28 protein-coding genes and 1 tRNA gene are annotated in these 26,018 nt (G+C 58.3%); 8 read left to right on the top strand and 21 right to left on the bottom strand.

From position 1 onward, the window contains the following. Window positions 1–105: 105 nt before the first annotated feature. The gene (locus ABSG49_RS11290) at window positions 106–858 is read right to left on the bottom strand and encodes a sensor histidine kinase (protein ID WP_424026233.1); all 753 of its coding nucleotides are present in this window, start codon (window positions 856–858) and stop codon (window positions 106–108) included. A 159-nt stretch (window positions 859–1,017) separates the two neighbouring features. Between ABSG49_RS11290 and cofG the strand changes: the two genes are divergently transcribed. The 4 genes from cofG (at window position 1,018) to ABSG49_RS11270 (ending at window position 3,748) form a co-directional block, all read left to right on the top strand. Then, window positions 1,018–2,007: a 7,8-didemethyl-8-hydroxy-5-deazariboflavin synthase CofG gene (gene cofG / locus ABSG49_RS11285; protein WP_424026232.1), complete on the top strand. Its 990-nt coding sequence runs from the start codon at window positions 1,018–1,020 to the stop codon at window positions 2,005–2,007. Further along, window positions 2,004–2,819, top strand: coding sequence for a phosphoribosylaminoimidazolesuccinocarboxamide synthase (purC, locus tag ABSG49_RS11280; RefSeq protein WP_424026231.1), 816 nt, complete (start codon window positions 2,004–2,006; stop codon window positions 2,817–2,819). The genes cofG and purC overlap by 4 nt, the downstream gene beginning before the upstream one ends. A gap of 94 nt (window positions 2,820–2,913) precedes the next feature. Continuing rightward, entirely contained in the window at window positions 2,914–3,204 is a 291-nt protein-coding gene (locus ABSG49_RS11275; RefSeq protein ID WP_424026230.1) for a ferredoxin-thioredoxin reductase catalytic domain-containing protein, read from the top strand. Between the two features lie 25 nt (window positions 3,205–3,229). Continuing rightward, complete coding sequence (locus ABSG49_RS11270) at window positions 3,230–3,748, top strand: DNA-deoxyinosine glycosylase (protein ID WP_424026229.1); 519 nt, start codon at window positions 3,230–3,232, stop codon at window positions 3,746–3,748. 766 nt (window positions 3,749–4,514) lie between these two features. On the opposite strand, the gene ABSG49_RS11265 is transcribed toward ABSG49_RS11270, so the two are convergent. Together ABSG49_RS11265 and ABSG49_RS11260 are read right to left on the bottom strand one after the other, a co-directional pair. Then, on the bottom strand, window positions 4,515–6,173 hold the full coding sequence (locus ABSG49_RS11265) for an ABC1 kinase family protein (RefSeq protein ID WP_424026228.1): 1,659 nt from the start codon (window positions 6,171–6,173) through the stop codon (window positions 4,515–4,517). Window positions 6,174–6,502: 329 nt separating this feature from the next. Then, window positions 6,503–7,747: a DNA methyltransferase gene (locus ABSG49_RS11260; protein ID WP_424026227.1), complete on the bottom strand. Its 1,245-nt coding sequence runs from the start codon at window positions 7,745–7,747 to the stop codon at window positions 6,503–6,505. Window positions 7,748–7,858: 111 nt separating this feature from the next. Here ABSG49_RS11260 and ABSG49_RS11255 point away from each other — a divergent pair, with 111 nt between their 5' ends. Beyond that, window positions 7,859–8,614 carry a SagB/ThcOx family dehydrogenase gene (locus tag ABSG49_RS11255; RefSeq protein ID WP_424026226.1) on the top strand — a complete coding sequence of 252 codons (756 nt, stop codon included), beginning with the start codon at window positions 7,859–7,861 and terminating at the stop codon, window positions 8,612–8,614. Between the two features lie 16 nt (window positions 8,615–8,630). Here the strand turns inward: ABSG49_RS11255 and ABSG49_RS11250 are convergent, their stop codons facing one another. Continuing rightward, on the bottom strand, window positions 8,631–9,167 hold the full coding sequence (locus tag ABSG49_RS11250) for a GNAT family N-acetyltransferase (RefSeq protein WP_424026225.1): 537 nt from the start codon (window positions 9,165–9,167) through the stop codon (window positions 8,631–8,633). Window positions 9,168–9,265: 98 nt separating this feature from the next. Here ABSG49_RS11250 and ABSG49_RS11245 point away from each other — a divergent pair, with 98 nt between their 5' ends. Both ABSG49_RS11245 and ABSG49_RS11240 read left to right on the top strand, forming a co-directional pair. Beyond that, a complete protein-coding gene (locus tag ABSG49_RS11245) occupies window positions 9,266–9,916 on the top strand; it encodes a flavodoxin family protein (RefSeq protein ID WP_424026224.1) in 651 nt (216 codons plus the stop codon). Beyond that, entirely contained in the window at window positions 9,913–10,359 is a 447-nt protein-coding gene (locus ABSG49_RS11240) for a GNAT family N-acetyltransferase (RefSeq protein ID WP_424026223.1), read from the top strand. The genes ABSG49_RS11245 and ABSG49_RS11240 overlap by 4 nt, the downstream gene beginning before the upstream one ends. Window positions 10,360–10,581: 222 nt before the next feature. Here ABSG49_RS11240 and ABSG49_RS11235 read toward each other — a convergent pair whose 3' ends face one another. From ABSG49_RS11235 to ABSG49_RS11220, 4 genes are all read right to left on the bottom strand, one after another. Beyond that, window positions 10,582–11,253, bottom strand: coding sequence for a M48 family metallopeptidase (locus tag ABSG49_RS11235; protein WP_424026222.1), 672 nt, complete (start codon window positions 11,251–11,253; stop codon window positions 10,582–10,584). Window positions 11,254–11,320: 67 nt separating this feature from the next. After that, the gene (locus tag ABSG49_RS11230; RefSeq protein WP_424026221.1) at window positions 11,321–12,016 is read right to left on the bottom strand and encodes an ABC transporter ATP-binding protein; all 696 of its coding nucleotides are present in this window, start codon (window positions 12,014–12,016) and stop codon (window positions 11,321–11,323) included. A 4-nt stretch (window positions 12,017–12,020) separates the two neighbouring features. After that, window positions 12,021–13,235, bottom strand: coding sequence for an ABC transporter permease (locus tag ABSG49_RS11225; protein WP_424026220.1), 1,215 nt, complete (start codon window positions 13,233–13,235; stop codon window positions 12,021–12,023). Beyond that, window positions 13,217–14,518 carry a COG1361 S-layer family protein gene (locus ABSG49_RS11220; protein ID WP_424026219.1) on the bottom strand — a complete coding sequence of 434 codons (1,302 nt, stop codon included), beginning with the start codon at window positions 14,516–14,518 and terminating at the stop codon, window positions 13,217–13,219. The genes ABSG49_RS11225 and ABSG49_RS11220 overlap by 19 nt, the downstream gene beginning before the upstream one ends. A 250-nt stretch (window positions 14,519–14,768) precedes the next feature. Here ABSG49_RS11220 and ABSG49_RS11215 point away from each other — a divergent pair, with 250 nt between their 5' ends. Beyond that, the gene (locus tag ABSG49_RS11215) at window positions 14,769–15,353 is read left to right on the top strand and encodes a TetR/AcrR family transcriptional regulator (RefSeq protein ID WP_424026218.1); all 585 of its coding nucleotides are present in this window, start codon (window positions 14,769–14,771) and stop codon (window positions 15,351–15,353) included. A gap of 287 nt (window positions 15,354–15,640) precedes the next feature. On the opposite strand, the gene ABSG49_RS11210 is transcribed toward ABSG49_RS11215, so the two are convergent. From ABSG49_RS11210 to ABSG49_RS11150, 13 genes are all read right to left on the bottom strand, one after another. Then, complete coding sequence (locus ABSG49_RS11210) at window positions 15,641–17,335, bottom strand: glutamate--tRNA ligase (protein WP_424026217.1); 1,695 nt, start codon at window positions 17,333–17,335, stop codon at window positions 15,641–15,643. Window position 17,336: 1 nt separating this feature from the next. Further along, window positions 17,337–18,302, bottom strand: coding sequence for a polyprenyl synthetase family protein (locus ABSG49_RS11205; protein WP_424026216.1), 966 nt, complete (start codon window positions 18,300–18,302; stop codon window positions 17,337–17,339). Between the two features lie 13 nt (window positions 18,303–18,315). Continuing rightward, the gene (locus tag ABSG49_RS11200; protein WP_424026215.1) at window positions 18,316–19,653 is read right to left on the bottom strand and encodes an RNase J family beta-CASP ribonuclease; all 1,338 of its coding nucleotides are present in this window, start codon (window positions 19,651–19,653) and stop codon (window positions 18,316–18,318) included. A 54-nt stretch (window positions 19,654–19,707) separates the two neighbouring features. Further along, the gene (fni, locus tag ABSG49_RS11195; RefSeq protein WP_424026214.1) at window positions 19,708–20,799 is read right to left on the bottom strand and encodes a type 2 isopentenyl-diphosphate Delta-isomerase; all 1,092 of its coding nucleotides are present in this window, start codon (window positions 20,797–20,799) and stop codon (window positions 19,708–19,710) included. Window positions 20,800–20,804: 5 nt separating this feature from the next. Continuing rightward, a complete protein-coding gene (locus ABSG49_RS11190; protein ID WP_424026213.1) occupies window positions 20,805–21,560 on the bottom strand; it encodes an isopentenyl phosphate kinase in 756 nt (251 codons plus the stop codon). Then, on the bottom strand, window positions 21,553–22,422 hold the full coding sequence (mvk, locus tag ABSG49_RS11185) for a mevalonate kinase (protein ID WP_424026212.1): 870 nt from the start codon (window positions 22,420–22,422) through the stop codon (window positions 21,553–21,555). The genes ABSG49_RS11190 and mvk overlap by 8 nt, the downstream gene beginning before the upstream one ends. Before the next feature lies 1 nt (window position 22,423). Continuing rightward, window positions 22,424–23,218, bottom strand: coding sequence for an AmmeMemoRadiSam system protein B (gene amrB, locus ABSG49_RS11180; protein ID WP_424026211.1), 795 nt, complete (start codon window positions 23,216–23,218; stop codon window positions 22,424–22,426). A gap of 65 nt (window positions 23,219–23,283) precedes the next feature. Continuing rightward, window positions 23,284–23,895, bottom strand: a complete 612-nt coding sequence (gene rpsB / locus ABSG49_RS11175) for a 30S ribosomal protein S2 (RefSeq protein ID WP_424026210.1) — start codon at window positions 23,893–23,895, stop codon at window positions 23,284–23,286. Further along, window positions 23,892–25,079 (bottom strand): phosphopyruvate hydratase, encoded by a 1,188-nt coding sequence (gene eno / locus ABSG49_RS11170; RefSeq protein ID WP_424026209.1) that lies wholly within the window; start codon window positions 25,077–25,079, stop codon window positions 23,892–23,894. Before eno ends, rpsB begins: the two co-directional genes overlap by 4 nt. Window positions 25,080–25,085: 6 nt before the next feature. Beyond that, on the bottom strand, window positions 25,086–25,259 hold the full coding sequence (locus tag ABSG49_RS11165) for a DNA-directed RNA polymerase subunit K (RefSeq protein ID WP_319377366.1): 174 nt from the start codon (window positions 25,257–25,259) through the stop codon (window positions 25,086–25,088). Window positions 25,260–25,297: 38 nt separating this feature from the next. Further along, window positions 25,298–25,372, bottom strand: a tRNA-Pro gene (locus ABSG49_RS11160). A 24-nt stretch (window positions 25,373–25,396) separates the two neighbouring features. Beyond that, window positions 25,397–25,585 (bottom strand): DNA-directed RNA polymerase subunit N, encoded by a 189-nt coding sequence (locus tag ABSG49_RS11155; RefSeq protein ID WP_424026208.1) that lies wholly within the window; start codon window positions 25,583–25,585, stop codon window positions 25,397–25,399. A gap of 30 nt (window positions 25,586–25,615) precedes the next feature. Further along, window positions 25,616–26,017 carry a 30S ribosomal protein S9 gene (locus ABSG49_RS11150; RefSeq protein WP_424026207.1) on the bottom strand — a complete coding sequence of 134 codons (402 nt, stop codon included), beginning with the start codon at window positions 26,015–26,017 and terminating at the stop codon, window positions 25,616–25,618. Window position 26,018 lies beyond the last annotated feature (1 nt).

Below are 26,018 nucleotides of genomic sequence, written 5' to 3'. Positions count from 1 at the left end.
TTAGCCCTTCTTGACGCTCCGTGGGGTTGATGCATGGCCAATCCCATGAATGATGGCTGGTGCTGTGGAAAAATAATATATGTATCATAATGGCGATACGGGAATTTACGCTCCGCTGCCTATGCGGAATGTCCCGGCAGGTAGCGTTAGGACGAACCGGCTGCCTTTTCCCGGTTCACCGTTCTCGATGATGGTGATGCCCGTGATCCCAAGGATCTCGCGGGCGAGGAAAAGACCCCAGATGGTACCTTTGCCATAACCTCCCTCGAAGATCTTCTCCTTGTCCGCAGCGGGAATGCCCTTGCCGTTATCTTCAATGATAAGCAGGGCATGTGAATCTTCGTCCTTCAGGGAGAGGCGGATCTCCGTTGCCGTGCCGCCATTGTGTACGGTGTTGTCGAACAGGTAGACAAGGGCCCTGTCAAAGAGGGGATCGGCAAAGACTGCCAGGTCACCTGTCGGGGCCGTGATCCGGATCGTCCCGGAATCAAACTCCTCGGTGACGCGGTGCACGGTATTGCTTACGTTCTGCCAGCGGGAAGGTTCTGAAGCGACGTTCTCGTAATCCTTGGCAAACTGGAACTGCCGGCGGATCCTGTCAACCGCCTGCCGCTCCTTCTCGAGGAATGATCTTTGTTTTTCATCCTCGACCATCATACCCAGCAGCTCATTGTAGCCTACGATCGCGGTCAGATGGTTGAGGACTTCGTGCCGGGTAATAGTCCCAACGAGATGGAGTTTCTTCTGCAGGAACGCGATCTCGGCCGCAAGCTTCGCATTCTCCACTTCCGGTGAAGAGGCGGCGATACCACTGCACCGGCCGACATCCCCACCCCGGTGATTTTCCACAGATAACATCCCCTTTTCGTTTCCCGCGATGAATCGCGGGATTGTATAACAGAGTAGTGAATTATGATCTGCCCGGTTATTTATGATTTTCATATGACGGCCATATCAAGAGAGAAAGGAACAGTTCGCATCACCAGCTTTCAATAGTCCGAAGGAGAAACTCTTTTCATGCAGCGCCGCACGATCACCTTCTCGCGGAATGTCTTCCTCCCGCTCACGACCGCCTGCCGGAACCGGTGCGGGTACTGCTGCTTCCGGACACCGGTGCAGGAGGGGTGCATTATGGCGCAGAAAACGGTGGAGAAGACCCTGAGAAACGGGGCGGCGCTCGGGTGTACCGAAGCGTTGTTTACGTTCGGGGAGCGGCCGGAAGAGGAGCCGGGGTTTTCAGAAATGCTCGCCACTCTCGGGTTCGCTACGATCCTTGACTATTGCGAGGCAATGTGCCGGAAGGCCATCGGGAACGGAATCCTCCCCCACACGAACGCCGGCATCCTCACGTACGAGGAGATGGAACGGCTCCGGCCGGTGAACGCGAGCATGGGGCTGATGCTCGAGACCACGGCAGAGATCCCGGCGCACGCAACTTCGAAGGGAAAGTCGCCGGATGTCCGGCTTGCGATGATGGAGGAGGCAGGAAAACTCAAAATCCCGTTTACCACGGGCCTGCTCCTCGGGATCGGCGAGACCATGACCGACCGCGAGGACTCGCTCTTTGCGATCCGCGATCTCCACAAGCGCTATGGCCACATCCAGGAGATCATCATCCAGAACTTCTGCCCGAAGCCGGGCACCCCGCTCGCGAAGAGCCCGGTCCCGGCAACGGACGAGATCTGCGCCACGATCCAGATGGCAAAGGACATCCTCCAGCCGGAGATCGCGGTCCAGATCCCGCCGAACCTGATCGATGCGGGCCGGCTGATCGGCTGCGGGGTCGATGACCTCGGGGGAGTCTCACCTCTCACCATCGATTACGTGAACCCCGAGCACCCGTGGCCGGCGATAGAGGAACTCAAAAACATTGTTGGTGACGCGAGCCTTGTGGAACGGCTCTGCATCTACCCGCGCTACATCGAGCGCGGCTGGTTCGATCCCGGTTTGCAACCCCTAATAAACCGGCTCGCACAAACAGTACAGGCAAGGAGCAGTGGACGTTGAAGCAGGAGAGCCTCCTCTATACCGGCAAAGCAAAGTCCGTGTACCGCACGGATGCAAAAGGACAGTTGATCATGGAGTTCCGCGACGACATCACCGCGTTTGATGGCGGAAAAAAGGACGTGCTGAAAAACAAGGGCAGTTACAATGCGGAAGTCTCGGCCTTCATCTTCGGGTATCTCGAAAAGAACGGCGTGAAGACCCATTTCGTGAAGATGCTCGACCCGCGCCGGATGGTAGTGCGGGAACTTGAAATGATCCCGCTCGAAGTGATCGTGCGCAACTTCGCGGCCGGGTCCATCGTGAGGAACTACCCCTTCAAGGAGGGGACAAAACTCAACCCGCCCGTCATCGTAATCGATTACAAGGACGATTCCCGGCACGACCCGATGCTCAACGACGACCTGATCGTGGCGCTGAAACTGGCGACTCCTGCGGAGCTCAAAAAGATCAAGACGAACGCGCTCAGGGTAAACGTGCTCCTGGCAAAGCTCCTCGCTTCGCAGGGCATAACCCTCGTGGACTTCAAGATGGAGTTCGGGCGCGGGGGGAGGACGATCTACCTTGGCGATGAGATCAGCATGGACTCGATGCGCCTCTGGGACAAATCGACCGGAGAATCGCTCGACAAGGACGTATACCGCTTCAACAAGGGGGACGTGATGGAAACCTACAACCGGGCGGCGCAGCGGATCACAAGAAAACCCGGGAAAGCGGCAGTGAAACCTGCACCTGCGAGGGCAAAGCCGAAAACCTCAGGGAAGATCACGGCAAAACGGGGAAAAACCATTATAAAAACAACAAGGACGCACTGAGTTGCCGGGCGATACTGATATCCGGCAGATCAAACGCAAAATCTAATGTGCCGGGTGCGTAAAGTATCCTGTCAGCACTGCCTGAACGGTTACCATGACAGAAACTGCAATGGACGAAGAGGATATGCTCAAGTGGGCAAAAGGCTATGCACACAAGCACGGCTGGTCCCTCAATAAGGATGAGAAGCAGCTCGGCACGGTGATTAAGGGCCTTGTGCGCAACAATAGGAAGTTCGGGCGGCCCTACTGCCCCTGCCGGCTCCGGAGCGGGGACGAGGAGAAGGACCGGGCAATCGAGTGCCCCTGCATCTACCACCAAGAGGAGGTGGCGAACATGGGCCACTGCCACTGCCACCTCTATTTCAAAGAACCGCAGGAATCCTGATCGTTTCCATTTTTTTCTTGCGTTTATGACCGGTCTTTCCCATTCTTCATCGGGCGAATCCCCGGGCCTTGCCCCGGTCACCGGCAATGAACCGCAAGTGCTCATTCTCGGCAGTTTTCCCAGTGTCCTGTCCCTTGAAAAACAGGAATATTACGGGAACCCGAAGAACCGGTTCTGGGCGATCATGGAGGAGCTCTTCGCGGTCCCGGCCGGTCTTCCCTATCCGTACCGTATCGCGCTACTCACGCAGCACGGGATAGCGCTCTGGGACGTGGTCCGGACCTGCGAGCGACGGGGCAGCGCTGACAACCGGATCCTGAATCCGGTGCCGAACGATATCGCCGGTTTTGTCCGGGTGCACCCGACCATCCGGCTCGTGGCGCTGAACGGGAGCACGGCCGCCCGATTCTACCACCGGTTCGCGGATGTGCCGGGGCTGCCTTCTGTTATCCTGCCGTCAACGAGCCCGGCAAATGCAGCAGTCCCGTTTGCTGAAAAAATCCGGAAATGGAGAATCGTTGCGGATAATTGTGAGGAGGCATGAGACCGCACTAGGTAGTGCAAAACCCGGCAGGCGTTTTGCGCGTAGGTGAATCGTTACATACTATCGCCAGTTAACCGGACCCTATAATTTCACAGTTTGATTCCCTGGTACAAAACAGGGGCTCCTTTTGTTTGCAGGGTCTAAACTACGGCCGGAAAAACGGGGCTGCTGGAAGACCGCTATTTTGCAGGTTTGATTCCGCTGAAATTGCCGTATTTTTCAAAAATATGCCATTTACTTTGACTTTTCCAAAGGCGTGGACATAAGTTCCTGTGCAGAAAATCCTGAGATCGCCGGATTGGCAAATGGGGCATTTTACGGGCCCGGAATAGTACTGGTCTTCCGGGAGGCAGGTGATGCGAGGGGGATATCCCGCACCGACGAAGCCACTCCAACGGGTTCACCATAATTATGAGGAACGCCGCCGCACCCGCGGGGCGCCCCCGAGGCGGATCAGTGACTGCCAGAAAATTTAAAAAAATCCCTGCCCTGTCGTGCCCCGAAGTTCATGCGAGTTTCTCGACCTCCTTCGTCAATCCTCGAAGAACCTAACGGTTCTTCTCAATCTCGTGGTTCTGATGAACCACTCGGTCCTCGGAGAGGCCCTGAGGTGGGGAGGTCTCGCAGAAATATTCATGGCTCTTATGCGAACTGTAAGATTCATTCATCTTTCTTCAGGGCTGGATCTCCATCCGGCCTCAAAGAAAAGGTTGGAATATGAGAACAGGATCTCATGAAAAGGAAATGAGAAATTAAAAAATGATCCTCACCGTTCCATCCGGAACCTCAGGAAGATCACGTGGTAGATCGCGTAGAACCCGCAGAGCACGGCCGCCGTGTATCCCGCGATCGCGAGCCACGACACCTCTTTTGGCAGGGTAACTGATGAGACCTGGAGGACGAGCGACGATCCGACCACGAGCGAAGCAACCACCAGACCCATCATGAGCTTGTCGCTTGCCTTGTCGAGCGCCATCTCCACTTTCTGGATATCGGTGTCTACGATCTCCAGCTTGAAGGTCCCGGTTGAGAGCCGGCGCAGCATCAGGTTCAGGTTGCGGGGCATGTCAAGAAGCGCATCCGCCCCTTCCAGGAGAGCCATGGATGCCCGCTTCACGTAGCCTGCGGAGAACGTGTTGGTGTCGGCGAGTTTTGTCAGGTAAGGGGTGACCTCCGTGCCGAAGTTGAACTTCGGGTCGAGCCTGACGCCGATGTCGAGAACCATCATGAAGACTTTTAAGAGGAGCATCAGGTTCATTGGCACCTTAAGCCGGTAGCGCCGCATCGTTTCCGTCAGCTCGGTCACCACAAGCCCGAAGTTCAGCTGGGACACCCCTTCCCCGCCACCGGAGAAGTCGTGCATCATGATGTAGAGGTCATCGCGGAGCGCCTCCCGGTCCTCCTCCGCGATCACGATGCCAAAACCCTCGAGCGACCGGAGCATCAGCTCGATATCATCGTTCACCAGCGCAAAGAGCAGGTTGATGAAGTTCTGGCGTTTCTCCGGCCGGAGGATCCCCACGATCCCAAAATCAAGGAAAACGATGTCCCCTTCCTTGGTCACGAGCAGGTTGCCCGGGTGGGGGTCGCCGTGGAAGAACCCGTCCTCGAAGATCATCTTGAGGTAGGCATGGAACCCGTGAACTCCGATTGCGTGCGGATTGACGCCCATCTCCGTGATTGCCTCGGGGTTGTCGATCCGGACCCCTTCGATGAATTCCATGACGATGAAATGGGGGGTCGAGTACTCCCAGTAGATCTTCGGGAACCGGATGCCCGGGACGTTCTGGAAGTTGCGGGCCATCCGGTCGACATTCCGGGCTTCACGCGTAAAGTCGAGCTCTTTTACGATCTGGTGTGCGAAATCATCGACCATCCCGGTAGGGTTGTAGACCCGGGTCTCGGGTAACACCATCTCAATGCGCTCCGCCATGGACTGGAGGATGAGGATATCCGTCTCAATGAGCTCCGGTATGCCCGGGCGCTGGATCTTGAGCGCGACTTTCGTGCCGTCTTTGAGATAGGCGCTGTGCACCTGGCCGATCGATGCGGATGCCACCGGGGTTTCGTCAATGTCGCAGAAGCAGTCTTCCCAGTGCGGGCAGTTCTTCTCGATCACTGCAATGACTTCTGAGAAGGAGATGGGCTTGGCATGGTCCTGCAGTTTCTTGAGCTGCTCGATCATCTCCGGAGGCAGCAGTTCGGTCCTCGTGCTCATGATCTGCCCGAACTTCACAAAGGTCGGACCAAGCTCTTCGAGGGCGAGCCGTATCTGTTCGTAGATGGTTAAGTCTTCGGACGTTTTTCCGGAACCGGGGATCTTGAACTGTATCCGCCCGGGAAAGAGCTTCTCAAGCCCAATGCCAAAACCATACTTGCTCAGGATATCCACGATCTGAGCATACCGCACGATACGGGTGACCATAAGTATGACTTGGATGTGGTGATACTTAATGCGTGCTTTTTTCGTCACACCTGCCATCAGGTTGCACGTAAATGCCGGAAAAAGGGGGGATATCTGAACGGGATCAGGTAGGGATGCTGCCCGGACTGTCATCAAGGTTGACGGTCATGTTGAAACGAACAATCGTAACTGTCGCGTTCCCACTCCTTTCAGGCACGGTTTCCAGCGGCTGCAAAAAAAATCCTTCGTAGTCCTGGTATCGCAAACAGAAGGTATTGTTGTTTAAACATCAAGATTTGCCGGTTCCTGTTTCCTGTTCCGACCGCACAAACAGCCCATGGGGCCACTATTCAGTCCTTCCTGAACACCACGATCCGGTTGGTGTTCGTGCCGCAGGCGTTATTGTCCACGCCCCAGATATTGGACGTCTTGGTGAATACCTGCTGGTTGATCAGGACACATTCGCAGCAAAAGCCGGCATCAAGGCCAAGGGGGACAACGTGCTCCTCCAGCCGGATCGTCCGCTTGCGCACCTCACCCACCTCGAACGCGACATATCCTCCCGGCCTGGTGATGCGGAAGAGTTCCCGGAAGACCCGGCCCATGACCTCCGTCCACTCCTCCACGGTCCGCGCCATGGTAATCCGCTTCCCGATCGCATCTTCGTCGAGACCGTTGAACCAGCACCGGAGCCAGTTGTCTTCCCGGTACTGCACGATGTCAAGGAACGGTGGCGAGGTCACGGTCAGCTGCACGGATTCATCCGGAATATTCGGGGCCGCCTGCGCATCTTCCGAAAAGAGGAGCGCCTTTTTACCGGCCTTAGCAAGGTTTTTCCTCTCCTCATCGGTCAGGGTGCCCAGCAGGCTCTTTGTCTTGCTGAGGATGATCCGCCGAATATCCCGGTATTCCGGGGCCTGGCTGCGCTTTTGGTTGATCCTCCGCTGGCTCTGCGGCGAGACTGCCTGGTTGGGGGGAAGCGTGTAGACCGAGAAGAAGCCCTTTGAATGGCCGGTCAGGCGGTTGGTTGCGACCATCGCGATCCAGCGGTCGATCCTGTCATCCCGGTGTGCACTTTTCCGGGCGAGAAGATACTCCCGCAAGGCCACGATCTCCTGTTCGGTGTCAGGATGATAGAACATGGAGAGGTCGAGGTCCGCTTTTCCACCGTGCCGTGGGATTGCAAGAAGCCGTTTTTCCACCGCGGCAATGTCCGGGGGGAAGAACCGGGGCTCGGTCATGATCCGGGACAGGGGATTTGCGTCATTTGCAATCACGTTCCTGCCCAAGATGCCGGCCTCGATGACTGTCGTTCCCCGCCCGCTGAAGGGATCGTACACCACATCCCCTTTCCGGGTCAGGAGGCTGATAAAGAAGCGGGGGAGCTGGGGCTTAAAGCACGCCCGATAGGAGATCTCGTGGATCGATCCTCCCTGCCGCTGGCGGGAGGTCCAGAACTCCCCCGTATACTTACTGACGCTCCGGATCCCGATGGTCACCGTGTCTGCCTGCACGGGAAGACCGGATGGTGACGTGCAGGTCTGCAGATAGCCGATCAGGTCGTCGCCAGCAGGGAGATGGGAACCGGTCGCCATGTCGTATACTCAGGTTGGCCGATTGAGGGTATAATGCTGTACGGTATAATCTGCCCGCACCGATACCCTGAACTGCCGGGCGACACACATGGACGTAGATGAGGTGATGGTATGAAATTCCCCGCAACAGCTGATCCCGGTACCGGGCAGGAATTCATGGAGAAGACCAAATACCGGTATATCGGCAGGAGCGACCAGCAGAAGGGACTCCCCCAGCCCCCGCTGGAGATACCGGCTGACCCGGAAAAGCCGGTCATCGATCTCCCACGGCCGGCATTCCTTGACATTCCTCCCCTCAGTCTCCGGATTGCGATCGGACAACGCCAGAGCATCCGGATGTATGCCCACGAACCCATGACACTGGACGAGCTCTCGTTCCTTCTCTGGTGCACACAGGGCGTAAAACAGATCCACGGGCCGCAGGTCACGTTCCGCACGGTCCCCTCTGCCGGCGCCCGCCACGCCTTCGAAACGTCCCTGCTTATCAATGACGTGGAGGGGCTGACACCGGGGCTGTACCGGTACCTCGCGCTGTCGCACCGGCTCCAGCAGATTGACACCGACCCCACCCTCCCCCACCGGATCACAGGAGCCTGCTTCGACCAGCAGTTCATTCTCCGGAGCGGTGTGGTCTTTCTCTGGACCGCAGTCCCGTACCGGATGACGTGGCGGTACGGCGAGCGGGGCTACCGCGATCTCCACCTCGATGCGGGGCACGTCTGCCAGAACCTGTACCTTGCCGCTGAAGCCGTGGGGTGCGGGGTCTGTGCGATTGCGGCATTCGATGACGATGCAATGAACGAACTGCTCGGGATCGATGGGGAGAACCAGTTCCTGATCTACCTCGCGACGGCGGGGAAAAAGTGAGGGAGACGGGTTACCGCTAAGAGGTATGGGCGCCCACCGCATCAAATGCGAGAGGGTACCGGACCGTCCCGGAAATTCCGTCCAGCGCATGGGTAGAAAGTCCGAGCGCCATGAACGCTTCATCCGGGCAGGGGAACGGTGCATGGATATCCCTGTCACAGGCAAGGGTGAAACCGAACCGGGGGTAATATCCCGGGTGGCCGACCACGATGACGATATGGTGACCGAGCCTTCGGCACTCACTGAGCCCTTCCTGCACAAGGGCTGCCCCGATTCCCCGGCACTGGTAATCCTGGTGGACCGAAAGCGGGGCAAGGGCGAGCGCGGGGGTTGTAGCCGTGTCTGAAACGATATTGATCGGGGGGAAAAGGATATGGCCGATGATCCTGCCGTCATGGACGGCAACAAGCGAGAGTTCGGGATCATAGTCCCCGTCTTCCCGCAGGGCATTCACCAGCCGGGCCTCACCGTCCTGTCCGAATGCCTGGCGGTTCACCTCGTAAATTGCGGGAAAATCACCGGGAGATTCCGGACATATATAAAATGAGTTCATCGTAGTATATTGGACGGCTGAAGAGATAAGGGAGTGTTTTGGCCATCCTGTAAGAGACACCCCCTCACATTTTTATTCCCTGCTCCCCAAAAAAATCTATGAAACTCCTCGCATTCAATGGAAGCCCCCGGAAAAAATGGAACACCGCAACGCTCCTTGAGCATGCGCTGCAGGGTGCTGAATCCGAGGGGGCGAAAACCAGACTTTTCCACTTGTATGATCTGAATTACAAGGGGTGCATCAGCTGCTTCTCCTGCAAACGGATCGGCGGGAAAAGCTACGGGCATTGCGCACAGAAGGATGATCTCACACCGGTGTTCAAAGCGGTCGAGGCAGCCGATGCGATCCTCATCGGCTCCCCGATCTATTACGGGATTACGACGGGAGAGTCGCGATCCTTTCTCGAACGGCTGATGTTCCCGTACTCAGTCTACGACCCGGAGCGGTCCACGCTCTTTGGCAGGAAGATCCGGACCGGCTTCATCTACACGGCTGGAGCTCCCGAGCAGGCCGTGAAGGAGAGAGGTTTTGACCGGAACGCCCAGGGGACAGAGCAGGCAATGGAGAGGATCTTCGGGTCGTGCGAGTCGCTTTTTGTCACCGACACCTGCCAGTTTCACGATTATTCGAAATATGTCTCGACGGCATTCAACCCGGAGGAGAAGAAAAATCGGCACGATAAACAGTTTCCCGAAGACTGCCGGAAGGCATACGAACTCGGGGCAAGACTGGTCAGCAAGGTACCATGAACACCGAGATTTCAGCGGACCCCGCTCGACTCCGGATAGACGATATCCAGGGCATGCTATCGAAGACCTACTGGAGTCCCGGCATTTCGAAGAACGAGATCGAAAAAGGAATACGGAACTCGGCGCTCGTTGTGGGAGTATACGACGACGCCGGGCGGCAGGTCGGGTTCTGCCGGGTCATCTCCGACAAGACACGGTTCGCATATCTCCTTGACGTAATCGTTGCGGAAGACTGCCTCCACCGGGGGATCGGGCTGGCGATGGTGCGGTTCACGGTGACGCATTCCGACCTCAAGGATGTATATCAGTGGCTGCTGAAGACGAGCGATGCCCATGGGGTGTACGGGAAATGCGGGTTTGTCCCCATCGAAGACCCCGAACGCTGGATGGGACGGATACAGCTGCTGCCGGAACGGGGGGAGTGGGATGAGGGGGTTCCGTGAGAAATCTACAGATGCGCTTTGGTATTTTTCCGAAAATAATTCGTACTCATCCCCCCCTCTTGTGCCACCAGTCCCCCGTTGGGGGACCGGGCACAGTGTGATAGTACCCGAAACAGGTAATACGGCACTATCGCACAGCGCAGGGGTGGGCGGGGGAGGGGACAGGCACTGTCCCCACTCTTACCCTCATGTCAACTCTTATTCCATACCGGATTTATTTCTCTATATCCTCAGCAGCCGCTCATTCTCCCGGAGCCACTCTCTTCTCCGCTCGTAGTCCGGCATGATCTCCTTCACCTTTGCCCAGAACTTCCTCGAATGGTCGTGCTGACTGATATGGACGATCTCGTGGACGACCACGTAATCCACGATCTCCGGCGGGGCCTGGACGAGCCGCCAGCTGAAGTTGAGCCCGCCCTTGTGGGTGCAGGAGCCCCACCGCTGTCTCGCGTCGGTGATGCGGATGGATGCCGGGGTATGCCCCGTTTTCATCGAGAACCACATGCACCGGGCGTGGATCTCTTTATGGGCTTCCTGCATGTACCAGAGTTTCAGCCGGTTCCGGATGTCGGGCAGGAGCGTCCGGGAAATGCACAACCGGTCGGTGCGTTCAATAGCCGACCCTCCGTCATCCACGATATGCAAGGGGTACGAACGGCCGAGAAAAAAGAACAGTTCACCCTCCATGTACTCGTGGACAAACAGTGCCGGGCGCTGCCGCATCTCCTCCATCTTCCGAAGGATCCACGACCGTTTCTCGCCGATCATCTCCTCAATAAAGCTGGCCGGGGCACGGTGGGGAGCCCTGACGATCAGGGTCGCGTGCGGGGTCACTTCGAGCGAGACGGTCCGGCGGCGCGAACGGATAACTTTTTCGATCGGGATCTCGTCCATGGCAGAATCAGGTACTCAGGTATTGTGAACCGGATTGAAAAAAAGTTCGGGATGCTGCACCGCCCGATCAGGATTGTTTTGTCCCGTTCTTGCCGTCGCTTACCACCTTCCCGTCCTGGAGATGGATGATCCGGTGGAAGTAGTCCTTGTGCCAGTCCTCGTGGGAGACCATCACGATCGTCTGCTTCATCTCCTCGTTGATCTCCCGGAAAAGATCGAGCACCATCCGCGAGTTCTCCGTGTCGAGGTTCGCGCACGGCTCGTCAGCAAAGAGGATGTCCGGCTTGTTCACTATCGCCCGGGCAATCGAGACCCGCTGCTGCTGGCCGCCGGAGAGTTCTCTCGGGAGGTGGTCCCGCCGGTCCCAGAGGCCGGTCTTCTGCAGGATTTCATGACTGTCCCTGCGGTACTGCTCTTCGGTCCGGTCCTTCCGGAGCATTGCCGGCACGGAGATATTCTCCATCACCGTGAGATCGGGGACCAGCGCGTAGTCCTGGAAGACGTACCCGAGTTTGTAGAGCCGGAACATGGTCCTCTCGTAATCATTGAGGATGCCCACATCGATCCCGTCAACCACGATCCTGCCGGATGTGGGTTCATCCAGGAGCCCCAGCATGTGCAGGAGCGTGGTCTTGCCGCTCCCGCTCGGTCCCATGATACCGAGAAACTCCCCTTTTTCAATATCGAGCGTCACGCCGTCAAGAGCCCTGACTTCAACATTTCCCATACGGTAGATTTTCCGTAAATCCTCGATCGCGATCATGCCATCAGGCCCTCATAGCAGTCTGGATATCCTCGCGCGACACCTGGTAGGCCGGGACGTAGCCGGCAACGATGGCGGCGGCAAAGAGGATCAGGGAATTCATAAGGAGATCCATAGGTGTCAGGTACAGGGTTGCCGACCATGCGGGGGTCGTGACCGGGTGAATCGACATATATACAGCGAGCAGCAGGGTGACAATGATCCCGAGAATAATCCCGAATATCGCAAGGATGATGACCTGGAACCCGTAATTGTGCATGATCACCTCCTTGTCCACGCCGATTGCCTTGAGGATCCCGATCTGCCGGCGGCTGTTGAGAGTCTTGATCGTGATGACGATGAAGAGGACGACCGTCGTGATGATAATGCTCACGATGAGGGAGACCATGTTGATGATCGCAAAGCTCTGGAACGCCGTACCCAGAACCTTGGAGAGCAGGTCACCGGTGGTCTGGACCTTGTCCGCCACCCCGTACTGGATCAGCTCGTTCTTGACGAAGGTCTCGGAGTAACCGGGCTTTGCCTTGACCGTGATGTCATGCGCCTTGTCAAGCGGTTGTCCAATGACCTGCTGCATATCAGTCCAGGAGACATACGCGGCACTGTCTGCCTGGCTCCAGCCGGTGGAATATATGCCCTTCACCCGGTAGTCCCTCGTGTAGCCGTTTGCGTACGCGACCGTGACCGAGTCCCCGACCCGGACCCCACCAAGCGATGGCTGAAACTCGTCCTCCTCACGGATGGTTGGGTCACCTGCCACAGGTTTCCCGATGATGATCTCGCCCGTGTCGCTTTCGCCAAGGTAACTGCCGGCAATCATCTTGGTGTACAGGGGGGAGACGTATTTCTCGTCATCGGGCATGATCGCCCGCACCGATACCCCGAGAACACGCTTGCGGTAAGTGAAGGTCGCCCCCTCGGTATAATGGGGAGTAGCCCGTTCCACGCCGGGCATGCCGTTGATCAGGGAAAGCGTTGCGTCAAGATCGGTGACGTACTGGTCGCCCGACTTGGGGCTGACAAGCACGTTCCCGACCTCGTAGTCCACGAGTTGCTTCGTTATGCTCTGCTCGATCCCGTTGAACAGGGAGGGCAGGAAGATCATGTTGGTGAAGCACATCCCGATGATCAGGATGGTCAGGATCACGCTCGACCTGCCCCCCCGCTGGAGCGACCGAAGGGCGAGCAGGAACGCGACCTTCAGTTCTTTTTTACCCATGGGAGGGTTCCGTCCCCTTTCTTTGAAGGCAGGTACCAGTACCGGTACGCGAGGAATCCGAGAATAGCAAGGATGATGAGCATGAGGACGAGATTCCCGGAATTGTCAGTAGGGGATACCCGCATGTTCATCTGGCGTGTGAACGTATGGGCCCCCATGTCGTCCGTATAGGAGATCGTCAGGTTGTACGGGTAGTCGCCGCCTTTCATCCCCTCGAGGAGGAAGAGTGCCGGGGCATCGTTGCCCGGCGTGATCTTGCCGATGAACGCCTCTTTTGTCCCTTCGGTCGGGAGGTTGACCGTGGCCGAGACCTGTTTTGCGTCGCCCGTCCCGGTGTTCTCGATCCGGATCGTGAGGTCAAACGGCTTGCTCTCGATGAGCCGGGCAGGGCTCGTGTCCACCGAGACGAAGCCCAGTTCTGCCTTGCCCTTCATCATCACGTCGATGCCCGTTACCTGCATGGTAGGGGTGCCGTCAATGGAATTGTACCTGATCGTCACCGGGACACGGACGAGTCCGGGGTTCGTCGATTTGTCAGAGAGCAGGACAAGGTCAAGGGTCTTCTGCCCGCCGGGGCCGATCGTCCCGAGATGGTAGAGATCGCTCGTCTTCGGGGCCACGCTTCCGCTCACGTTGCCGATGCTGATGGTGACATCGTCCGCAAGGAGCTGCCCCGCGTTGCTGACCGTCAGGGTCACGGGAACCTCCTCGCCGGGGTTGACACTGCCGGTGAGAGAGCTGTCCATGATCAGGATCGCCTGTTTCTGGATGCCCATCGCGGTGTTGACGTTGACGGGGATTGGATATTTTATGCTCCGCCCGCCGGTTGTGTCGATCCAGACTTCAGGATAATATATCCCGCTCGTATCGGGGGCCTGTATCGAGAAAGTGATGGGAATGGACTGGCCGGGACCTATCGCCCCGACGCTGTCAAAGTCTTTGGTCTGGACGGTGAGCCCGTTTCCCTCGAGATGGATGTGCTCGATGTTGACATTAATGTCCGTTGTCGTGATCATGGAATAGTCATCCGGTGCCAGCTTCCCGGTCTTCTCGCTCACCGAGGCGCTGTTTGCAGTATTCTTGACCGTGATCGTGATCGTCCCGGCGCTGTCGGGCAGGAGCACCGAAGGGGATATCTTATAATCACTCACCGTCACGGTCGGTGTATCGTCTGCATGGACCGGGGGCACCAGCAGTACCGCCACGCCAAACAGGAGGGCTAATGCGATAATCGTAATGAAGATTCTCATAATTTCATTCCGGTTGTCTCTGTATTCATTCATACGATCTCCAGCGATATTGAACCGGCACCCTGCCTGATCAGGCAGGTGATCTCCAGGGCGTCAGGACGGTCGGCCTGGAAGAGAGTGATATCGCAGTTCGCGAGGAGTTCTTTCTCGGCCGGTTGTTCTTGTACACAGGTGCAATACCAACAGGTATAAAATTTACCGTGAGTAACTTATCAATACCAATAGTAGGAGCTGTGAACCGGCATTGTTTTTTGCCGCACGCGCAGGAACGTTCTGAACACTTATGCCACGCATCATCCAGGAATACCGGGAAGAGGTGAAGCGGAAGATCGTCGAGGCTGCGTTCACCCTCTTTCTCGAGAGGGGTTACCACGGCACCACGATGGGCGAGATCGCGATGAGTCTCGGCGTCACCAAGCCGACGCTGTACCAGTACTTCCCGGGCAAGGAGGACCTCTTTGCCGCAGTTGCTGAACAGGCACGGCAGAAGTTCAAGGGGACACTTGAACGTTCCTACGCGGGCCGGAATATCCGGGACGGCAGCGCCGCCCTCTTCGATGCGCTGCTGCGCTACGTGCCGAGGTTCAACGGGATGTACTCCGAAATGCTGCTCCTCGCAGCCAGGAACGAACACCTGCGTACAGTGCTCACGCAGGACCGGATCGAAGATATTCGGGTGATCGAGCACTTCATCACCCGCCAGCAGGAGACCGGCCTTGTTTCGCGACACGTGGATCCCCGGGTCCTCGCGCTTGCCTGCGATGCACTGGCCAACGGCCTCCTCATGGATGTCATGATCGGCATGGATACGGACGAGGCAAGGGCGGTCTGGATCGCGGCGGTGGAGCAGCTGGTCCGGACGGAATAGGGTAACGAGAGAGTTTTTCCGGCAATCTTCGCACATTTTTTTGTGGCAACGTCATATTTTTCGGAGGGAACAGTGCCTGTCCCCCCGGACCGCCCCTGCGCTTTACGATGACACGGGCATTACCAGTTCCGGCGTTATCGCATTGTGCCCCGCCCCCCTTGGGGGGCTGGTGGCACAAGGGGGGGTTAATTGAATGACCTTCCCCCTACGGACGTGGAGATGGCTGAATATTTGTGAATTTGTGTTAATTCCATCGGACACATTCATCAGAAAACCGGTAAAAATTTTCACTTGTGCGTCCAGTACGCCACGACGCCTTCTTCGGAAACCGCATCGATCTTCGCAAATCCGACCCGTTCGAACTGGACGACTTTTCCTAGCTCGCTGGCAACAGCAGGCTCGCAGGCGCCGGCAATATCTCCTTCCTGCGTGCGCAGCGTGCAGGGGATCTGGCCAGCAACGGGCAGCCACTGGATAATCGGGGCTTTTGCCGCCCGGGCATCCGCTAGGGAATTCCCTGCATAGGTCACATGCGGCCTGCCATGGTCGTACTCCGCCGTGACATTGAACAGGTCTTTGAGCCGGATCATGGCCCGGTCTTTTCGCTCGAACTCCGCTGAGGGGACGGAGACGGCGCCGGTGAATGCGAGCGTCCGGACACCCCGGGTCTCATCAGCAGGATGGAGCAGCGCATGGGTTGTCAGCTGCGGGGCGGCATGGACAACAAGGGTCAATGGGTCCGGCACGAAGAAGTAGCGGTTCGCTACCGGGTCGACAAGCTTCCTGTTCTCCGCGTAGAGGTTGTCCCACGAGAAGGAGATGTCGACATCGCCGATACCGATCGCGATCATCGCATTCTTCACGGCCTCGGGCCGGATCCCCCGGCGGGCAAGGGCACGAAGTGTACCGAGACGGATGTCGTCCCAGCCGGTATACGTCCCCTCCTTGATACCGAGGCGCATCTGGGAGGTGGAGAGGACTACCCCCTCGATCCCCATCCGGCCGTAGTGCCGGTAGACCGGCACCTTCCAGCCGAAGTGGTCGTAGATGTAGCGCTGACGGCGGGTATTCGCGATGTGGTCCTTGCCCCGGATCACGTGCGTGACGCCGAGCAGGTGGTCGTCGGCCACAACGGAGAAGTTCATCAGCGGGTACACGTGCGCCTTCACCTTCGGGTGCGGAGGAGCGTCAAGGATCCGAAATGCGGGAAAGTCCCGCATGGCCGGGTCCGGGTGGTTGAGATCAGTCCTGATCCGGACCGTGGCCTCTCCTTCCTTAAAGCCGTGGTCGAGCATCTTCTGCCAGAGCTCGAGGTTCTTTGCCACCGCTTGGTCACGGCAGGGGCAGGCGATCTTGTTCTGTTTGAGTTCCTTGAAGTGCTCATTGTCACAGGTGCAGACATACGCCCCGCCCCGTTCGATCAGTTGCTTGCAGAGGTCGTAGTAGAGAGGGAGGCGGTCACTCTGGGTGACGACCTCGGTGATATCGAGACCTAGCCACCTGATGTCCTCCTGAACGGTCGCGTACGCCTCGGGGTCCACGCGCTTCGGGTCGGTATCCTCGATGCGGAGGATGTACCGTCCGCCATACTGCTTGACGTAGGCATCGTTGAGCGCTGCCGCCCTGGCGTGCCCGATATGGAGCGGGCCCGATGGGTTGGGGGCAAACCGCATGACGACGCCGTGTTCCGCTCCCTCGAGCTCGGGGAGCACCTTCTTGTGCTCGTGTTTCTCCGAAAGTGCAGCAAACATCTCCGGTGCCCGGGACTGGAGAGTCGTGATCCGTTCCTCCAGGGAGAGTTTAGCCACATCGGCAATCGCGTCCCGCGCAAGGGCCGAGACTTCCTTTGCCCTGCTCCGGAGTTCCGGGTGGGCGCCCATCACCATGCCAATAACAGCGCCTGCCTGCGGCACGCCGCCATGCTTCACCGCATTCTGAAGTGCACACAGAAAGAGAAGTTCTTTCGGATCGTCCCCTGCCATCCTATGAACTCCGGGTCACGAAAAATTCGCCGATGTCCATCAGAAGCTGCCGCTCCTTTGAGTCAGGGAGGATCGAGAGGTGCTTGTTGCTGTCGGCAACCAGGTCTGTCGCAATTTTCTTCACCTCGTCAATTACCCCTGCGGCGGTCAGTTCCCGGATCGACTCGTTGATATCGGCGGCGGAAAGGTCACGCCGGTACTTCTGCAGGTCGAGGCCCTTCTCCCGCGCCTTGATCATGATGATCGTCTGCTTGCCTTCACGGAGATCGGAAGCCTGGTCCTTCCCGCTCTTTTCTGAAGGAGTCAGGAGGTCGATTAAGTCGTCCTGGATCTGGAATGCGATGCCGGTGTTGAGCCCGAAGTTGTAGAGCGCCTTCACCTGAACGGTATTCCCACCGGCAAGGACCGCACCGATACCTGCAGCTGCCGCGTAGAGGACGCCGGTCTTCTTCCTCACCATCTCCATGTATTCCCCTTCCGATACATCCGTGCGGTGCTCAAAGGACATATCCATATGCTGGCCTTCACAGATATCGGCGCACGCTTTCGCCAGAATCTTTACGGCACGGACTTTTGCCTCGTCCTTTGCATCCACGAGACAGATGTGCTCGAAGGCACGGGCATACAGCACATCACCGGCAAGGATGCCGGTGGGCATGTCCCACTTCGTGTGCACGGTCTGCACCCCGCGACGGAGGCTGTCGTCGTCCATGATATCGTCATGGATGAGCGTGAAGGTATGCGTCACCTCGAGCGCAAGGGCTGCCTGCATAAGATCGTCCGAGCTCCCGGGTTTCACCGCATCTGCTGCAAGCATGACGACGGCGGGTCGGAGGCGCTTGCCTCCTGCTGCAAGGAGGTGGGCGGAGGCCTTGTTCAGTTCACCAGCCCTATCGACATAATAACGGTCGATCATGCGATCGATCTGTTTTGCGACCGAGTTCAGATACGGTGAAAGTTCCGACATAGGTGTTCCTCTTTTAATTGAGCTTGAGCCGCTGCCCGTTCCCCATCAGGTGGACGGTGGAAGGAGCCGTGTATCCCAGCTCGCCGGCAAACTGGGTATAGGATGCTGTCATCTTCATGCTCCCGTGGGCAGGTATGATGTGCTGGGGGTTGAGGAGGTGGATCAGTTCATAGTGATCCTCCCGGTACGCGTGGCCGCTCACGTGCAGGTCCTCAAAGAGCCGGACGCCGGAGAGACCGAGCCGTGCTTCCACCATGTACCGCTGGCCGTAGTTCAAGGGATTCGGGATCACGGTCGCCGAGAAGATGACCTTATCGCCCTTCGCGAGCTGGTAGGGGGTATCGCCCAGTGCAAGACGGGTAAGGATCGAACCGGGTTCGCCCTGGTGACCGGTGACGATGGGCAGGAACTTGTCTTTTCCGGCCTTCATCATCCTGCGCAGGGTGCGGTCGACTGTCCGCCGGTTCCCAAAGACACTCGTGGTCTCCGGGAACGAAACGAGCTTCATCTGCTCGGCAGTGACGGCGTATTTTTCCATCGAGCGGCCAAGGAGTACCGGTTTCCTCCCGATCTCGTGGGCGCACTCCGCGATCGTCTTGACCCGGGAGATATGCGACGAGAAGGTCGAGACAATGATCGCATTCTTGTCATCCTCGTAGCTCGTGATCGTATCCCGGACCAGATCCTTTGCGATCCGTTCACTCGGGCACCGCCCGAGGCGGTCGATATTTGTGCTCTCTACGATCAGGGCAAGCACGCCTTCCTTCCCGATCTGGCGGAACCGGGCGAAATCCGGGGGCTCGCCAATGACCGGGGTCCGGTCGAACTTGAAGTCCAGCGCGTAGACGATTGCGCCGTGCGGGGTGTGGAGGACCGGCGTCACCGTATCGATGATCGAGTGCTGGGTGCGGACAAACTCTAAGATCAGGTTCTGGGAGAGCGTGAACCGCTGACCCGATTTGAGCGCAAAAAGCTTATTGTTCACACCGAACTTCTGTTCGCCTGAGATCTGCTGCCGGATCAGTTCTGTTGTATAAGGCGTGGAGATGATCGGTGCATTGTACCGGTGCGCCAGTTTCGGGATTGCCCCGATGTGGTCGAGATGCCCGTGCGAACAGACAATCGCCTTGACGGTCCCCTCGACCGAGTTCATCATCGTGTCATCCGGAATCGCCTTGATCTTGATCAGATCAAGGGAGTGCATATTCTCAATCTCCGCGTCCTCGTGGATCATTACCTGGTCCAGACGGAGCCCCATGTCAAATATGACAATTTCCTTTCCGCAGCGGACAGCGGTCATATTTCGCCCGACCTCGTCGTATCCGCCCACTGCAATAATCTCAATATCCATGTTGTATCTCCTGTGTGTTTGTTGCGGGTATTCTGTTAAAAATTCCCGTTCTGTTTACGTTCTGATCCGCGCCGGGTTGTCCTTGTCGATCTGCTGGCGCGTGCGGCCCGTGATGGAGACCGGTGCCCTCCTGAGGCCGGCAATTCCCGCCGACCCGGTCAGGAACATGGCAACGGTCAGTTCCCGGTGGATTGCATCGATCGTACTGGCGAGAGCCTCGTCGCTCTCCATCGCCGGTTTCAGGAGCGGGAGCGCCATGCCGCAGAGATCCGCCCCGAATGCCAGCCCTTTTGCAACATCGAGACCGGTCCGGACACCACCGGAGGCAATGACCGGTCCGCCGGTCGCGAGCACCTCGGCAAGGCTGACCACGGTGGGTATGCCCCAGCCGGAAAGGTCCTGCCCGAGGGCTTTGAGTACCCGGTCCTTCGCATGGGGGCTTTTGTCAGCTCTCACGCTCTCGACCGCGGCCCAGGACGTCCCGCCCCAGCCGCCGATGTCGATCGCCCGGACTCCCGCACCCCAGCACTTCCGTGCCGTGGCCGCAGAGATCCCACAGCCCGTCTCCTTGACGATCACCGGGGTCTTGAAATCACGACAGAGTTCCTCGATCGCACCAAAGCACCCGACCGCGTTGTGGTCGCCTTCCGGCTGGATTGCCTCCTGCAGGAAGTTTAAGTGGATGGCAAGGGCATCCGCCCCGATCATCCCGACCGCACGCTCCGCCCATTCAGTACCGTGGTCGCGGAGCTGGACGACGCCAAGGTTTGCCACGAGGAACGCGTGGGGCGCTTCGTCGCGGACTACGGCAAACGTGTCCGCAAGGTCAGGGTTCTCGAGGGCAGCCCGCTGGGAGCCCACCCCCATTCCGAGACCGAAGCGCTCAGCAGCCCGGGCAAGCCGGGCATTCACGTCCTTTGTTCCGGGATGACCCCCGGTCATCGCCGATATGAAGAGGGGGGAGGAGAACACGTGGTCCAGGAACCGGGCGGAGAGGTCGATCCTGCCCATGTCGCATTCCGGCAGGGCATTGTGCACGAACCTGATATCGCCAAACCCGGCGTCCCCGCGCTCGACCGGCTCCTCTGCGCAGATGCGCAGGTGATCCAGTTTCCGCGATGACGTGAACCGCACCTTGTCTCCCATTGCTCCTAATCCCCTCTCACGCTTGTCCCGCCGTGGGCGTTCCCTGCAAGGAAATCCGCCACCCGCGAGACATGAAATATATCCGATCCGATCCCCGCATCCGCGAGGCCGAGCAGTTCATCAATCTTCCCCCTCATTCCACCGGTTACATCGGTATGCATCGAGTCGCCGATATGGAGGGACGCAACGGTGCGCCGGGTGATTACCGGCACCACGCGTCCTCCATCCAGCACTCCCGGTACATCGGTGGCGAGCCCTACGCGGCTGATCCGTAATGCAGCCGCGAGGTATCGCACGAGCTGGTCGCCCGATACGATACAGGCACCCCGGGAGAGGTCCATCACCACGTCGCCGTGGATCACGGGGACCATCTCCAGTGCCAGCATCGTTTCAAGGTGACGGCACTCAAACGCAACGAGCCTGCCATTGTCCGCTACTGCCACGTGGAACGGGTGGACGCCGGCTGCCGCAACGCCCTTCTCGCGGAGCGCTGCCACAACCGCATCGTTGAGCCCGCTGACCGCCCGGTGTGTGATGTATATCCCTTCGGTCTTCCCGGCCGCGGCCCCCACATCAAGGTGGTGCCGCTTCGCCTCAGGATGCCCGCAGGAACCGGCACCATGGATGATGACGATCCCTTCCGTCCCTGCCTCCGCAACTGCCGCGGCGATAGAATCAAGGCTTTCCCGGTTGATTGCGCAGTCGGCGCTCTTATCAGTAAGTATGCTCCCGCCGAGTTTTAAAATTACCCCATCAGACATTTTTCTCCTTTCGCACACCTTCCGTATCGATACCAGTGACGATCGCCCGTGCATCGCAGGCCTCGATCGCGCTGGCGACCCGGTGCTTGAGCTGCTTGGGACAGAGGGCGATCATGCTCCCGCCCCCGCCGGCACCCGTGATCTTTGCACCGAACGCTCCTGCCGACCGGGCAGCAAGCACGAGCCGCGAGAGCTGCGGGTGGCCGACCCCAAGGACCTCGAGAAGAGAGTTGTTCATGTTCATGAACTTGCCCAGTTCGCGGGGGTTGTTGAGGTGGTGGATCGCGCTCAGGCTCACACCTTCGATTGCATCCAGCACCGGGTCCACGATCGCCGGGTTTTTCTTCTTGAACTCGGCCACCTGCTCGACCATCTTCGAGGTGTTGTGCGAGACGAGAGAGTCGCCGATGACAAGATGCATGTGCTGGGGCGGGAGCCTTCGTCGCGAACCCCCGCTGATTAAGACAATCCCGCCGTACGTCGAGACCGTTGTATCCGTGGGGCTTGCCCGCCCTTTCTGCACGGTCTTCTCGATCTCGAACGCCATGTTGGCAATGTCCTCCCGGGTCCTGTTGAGGGAGAACTCGTCGTTGATCGCGGAGAGCGTCGCAACGGTCACCGCTGCCGACGACCCGAGGCCCGACGAACTCGGTATCTGCGAGTTGATGTACACGCTGCCCACGACACCCATCGCGTCGAAGCAGCTGTCGATGTAGGGCGATTTCGCCCGGGTGGCCCGCTTCGTATTCCGCACGGTGACAAACACCCGGGGCTTGATCGCCATCGCTATGCCGGGCTTACCGTACACTACAGCATGCTCGCCGAACAAAAACACCTTGCCCGGCGCACTCCACGTTGCCAACCTAGATCACCGCAATGGCTGCGTATCCCACGACCTCGCGATAGTCGCCCGTCGTATCCCCGCTCGTCGCATACCGGATGAGCTCTGCCGCCTTTGCCCCGAGCGTAGTGCAGGCCGTCACCATCGCGGTGATGGGCCCGTACCCGCAGGCCGTGACCCGCCGCTCTTCGATCCTCCGGTAGAACTCCTTTGTATCAAGAGTTATGAGCGGTTCGATCGCGTACAGGTCATCTGCTTTTGCCTTTGCTTCCGGTACGTAGTGCGAGAAGTCGCTGGATGCCACGATCCTGACATCTCTTTTTGTCAGCCTGATCGCAGCAACGATCTTCTCTGCAAGCCTCATCGCACTCGCGTAGTCCTGCTGCCCCATCATCACCGGCGCGATCCGTGCCCGCGGGAACCGGTACTTGATGAACGGTACCTGGACTTCGACCGAGTGTTCGTCCTGGTGGGAGAACTCGTCGGTCTCAATATCCAGGGCCCGGACAAACTCCGCATCGGTGTCAACGACACCGAGCGGGGTCTCCCACGGGATCTCCGAGACGCAGGTGATATACCCGCGGTGCGATGGTCCGATCACGACAAATGTCCCTGCAAAATCGCGGGGAATTGCGCCGAAAGCATGGGCGGCAACCTGGCCGGAATAGATATACCCGGCGTGGGGTGAGACGATGCCCAGCGGGTTCCCTCCCACCGGATCTTTAGTGCCCGAGAAGAACTTCCCTAGCAGCTGCTCCAGGTGAGAGGGCTCGCGCGGATAGAACATGCCAGCCACTGCGCATGTACGCATCTTCATCGGATCAACCCTCTGGTCCTCCTCATATATCCAGATATCGGTCACTTTTAAAAAGGGAAACCGGATCAGAACTCGGTTTCGAAGTCCTCGGGGGTGAGGGCCGTCGAGATACCGCGGAGCCGGAACATCTCGCGGGTTAAGAGGAAGTAGATCATCGAGAGCGCTTTTCTGCCTTTGTTGTTGGTCGGGATAACGAGGTCAACAAACCTGGTCATGTTGTTGGTGTCGCAGAGCGCAAGGACCGGGATGCCGCACTGGACTGCCTCGTTGATCACCTGCGCGTCGCCGATCGGGTCGGTGACGACGATGACCTGCGGCTCAATGTAGCCTTCAAGAACGGGGTTCGTCAGCAGGCCCGGGATGAACCGGCCGGTTGCCGACATCGCGCCGATGGTGTCGGCGAACTTCTTGGCCGGGTACTGGCCGTACTGCCGGGAAGTGACGACGAGGATGTTCGGGGCCTCGTACTGGTTCAGGAACTTCGCGGCGGTCTTGATCCGGGCGTCGGTCTCGCGGATGTCGAGGATATAGAGGCCATCGCCACGGACGCGGTAGATGAACTTCTTCATGTCCTCGCTCTTCTGCTGGGTGCCGATGTGGACACCGGCTGCCAGGTACTCCTCGACGGGGATGAGCGGTTCTTTCAATTCGATTTCCATTTCGTTTACTTGGGTCATATCTGTTCCTCGATGCGTATCAGTTCGTTCAGTTTTGCAATGCGTTCCCCGCCGACAATACCGCATTTTAAGAAAACACAGGAGAACGCGGTGGCAAGGTGTGCAATAGTCGTATCGGTTGTCTCACCGGACCGGTGGCTCATCACCGTGTCCAGCCCGTGGGTGTGGGCCAGCTGCACTGCATCGAAGGTGTCAGTGAGTGTCCCCACCTGGTTGGGTTTTATCAGGACGCAGTTTGCGGCATCCCGTTCGATGCCCTGCAGGATGCGGTCGACCTGCGTGACGAAGATATCGTCGCCGCAGACCAGGCAGTGGCTGCCAACCTGGCTGTTGAGTTCCGCAAACGCATCAAAATCGTCCTCATGGAGGGGATCTTCCACGTAGACAAGGTTGTACTTGTCCACGAGTTCTGCAATATAGGCGATCTGGTCTTCGGTCGAGCGGACCTGGGAGCGGTACTGGTATTCCTTCCCGTTCCACATCTGGCTCGACGCGACATCGATACCCATATCAACCGAGACATTCATCTCGTCGGCGACTATTCCGGCCGCCTCGGCAATGAGCTCAAATGCGAGGGCATCGTCAATCTGCGGTGCCCATGCACCCTCATCACCCTTGCCGGCGGCAATTCCCTTCTTCTTTAAGAGTTCTTTCACTGTGCGGTGGACGGCAGCATTCGCAAAGACGGCTTCTTCTGCGTCCGCTGCGTCCCCGGGAACGATGAGAAATTCCTGGATCTCGGTCGCGTTTGCCGCGTGGGCTCCCCCTCCGATGACGTTCCCGAGCGGGAGCGGTATCTCCTTGGCAAATGCGCCGCCAAGGTAGCGGAAGAGCGGCATATCCATCGCGGAAGCCGCCGCTTTTGCATTTGCAAGCGAAAGGGCTACGGCGACATTGGCGCCGATCCCGGAGAAGTCGGAGGTCCCGTCGATATCCCGGAGTTGTTCGTCGAACCCTTCCTGGTCGGAGGCGTCCATGCCGATGAGTGCGGGGAGCACGTTCTGGATGGCATTGTCCACCGCCTCCCGCGGGGGTTTGACCTTCGCCTCTAGGGAGCCGGTACTGGCACCGCTCGGGGCCGCCGACCTGCCAAAGCCACTCGATGTGTAAACGTCGGCCTCGACCGTCGGGTTGCCCCGGCTGTCGAGAATCGTCCGCAGCTCGATAACCTCAATGATTGTCATAACGCCCTACTTCCTCTTTACCGTAATGGGGATGGTGTTGTTGTTGAATTCCTCGATCGCAATCTCGAGCGGATCGATCCGTGTCGTAGTGATAAGTAACGGAGCACCCATTGATATCTGCAGAGCCCTTGCTCCAATGATCCTTGCCCGTTCATACCGGGTATATGTCTGCGTCTGCATTCCTCGTCCTCAAAATGATTGTTCACTGCTCTCTTGAATGGGGTCGCTGAGATTCGAACTCAGGTCACTGCGTCCCGAACGCAATAGGATGGTCCAGGCTACCCTACGACCCCGCGTTCATACTGTCGTCTGCCTGCTTAGTTGTACGGGTTGAGCTCATCGATGATCTCTTTGTGCGTCAGGAGCATGCGCCGGCAGCAGTACCGGGAAATTTTGAGATCGTCGAGGATCTTCTTGGGATCCTCGCCTTTCTCTTTCCTGACCTTGAACTCTTCCCATGCTGTGGAGATGGGTTTTCCACAGGTGAAACATCGTACGGGTATCAAGATATCTGACCTCTCATCATATCTTCTGGTTTAACGATAAGACTTTTGGAACTTCGCCCGGGCTCCGGAGCCGTGCGGTTTCTTGGCTTCTTTCTGGCGCGAGTCGTTGACCAGGAGCGTCCTGTCATACGCCAGGTAGATATCCTTGATCGAGGGTTCGTTGTGCCATTTCAGGATGCCGCGGGCGAGTGCCGTCCGGACCGCCTCGGCCTGTCCCATGACACCGCCGCCGGCGACATTGATGGTGACATCGATGCCGTGAACTGCGTTGGGGACGAGGAGGAGCGGTTCGGAGATCTTCATCCGGGTGGTATCGGAGCCGTAGGCTTCGAGGGGAACGGAGTTGACCCGGATTACGCCTTTGCCTGCCTTCAGGGTCGCCCGTGCGATTGCCGTCTTGCGTTTTCCGCTTGTGTTGATGATCTTTACCATG

It is taken from the genome of Methanoregula sp. (assembly GCF_049510175.1).
In the GTDB taxonomy this organism is placed as follows: domain Archaea; phylum Halobacteriota; class Methanomicrobia; order Methanomicrobiales; family Methanospirillaceae; genus Methanoregula.
The sequence above is the reverse complement of the archived record's forward strand: the minus strand, read 5'-3'. Positions and strand labels throughout refer to the sequence as shown.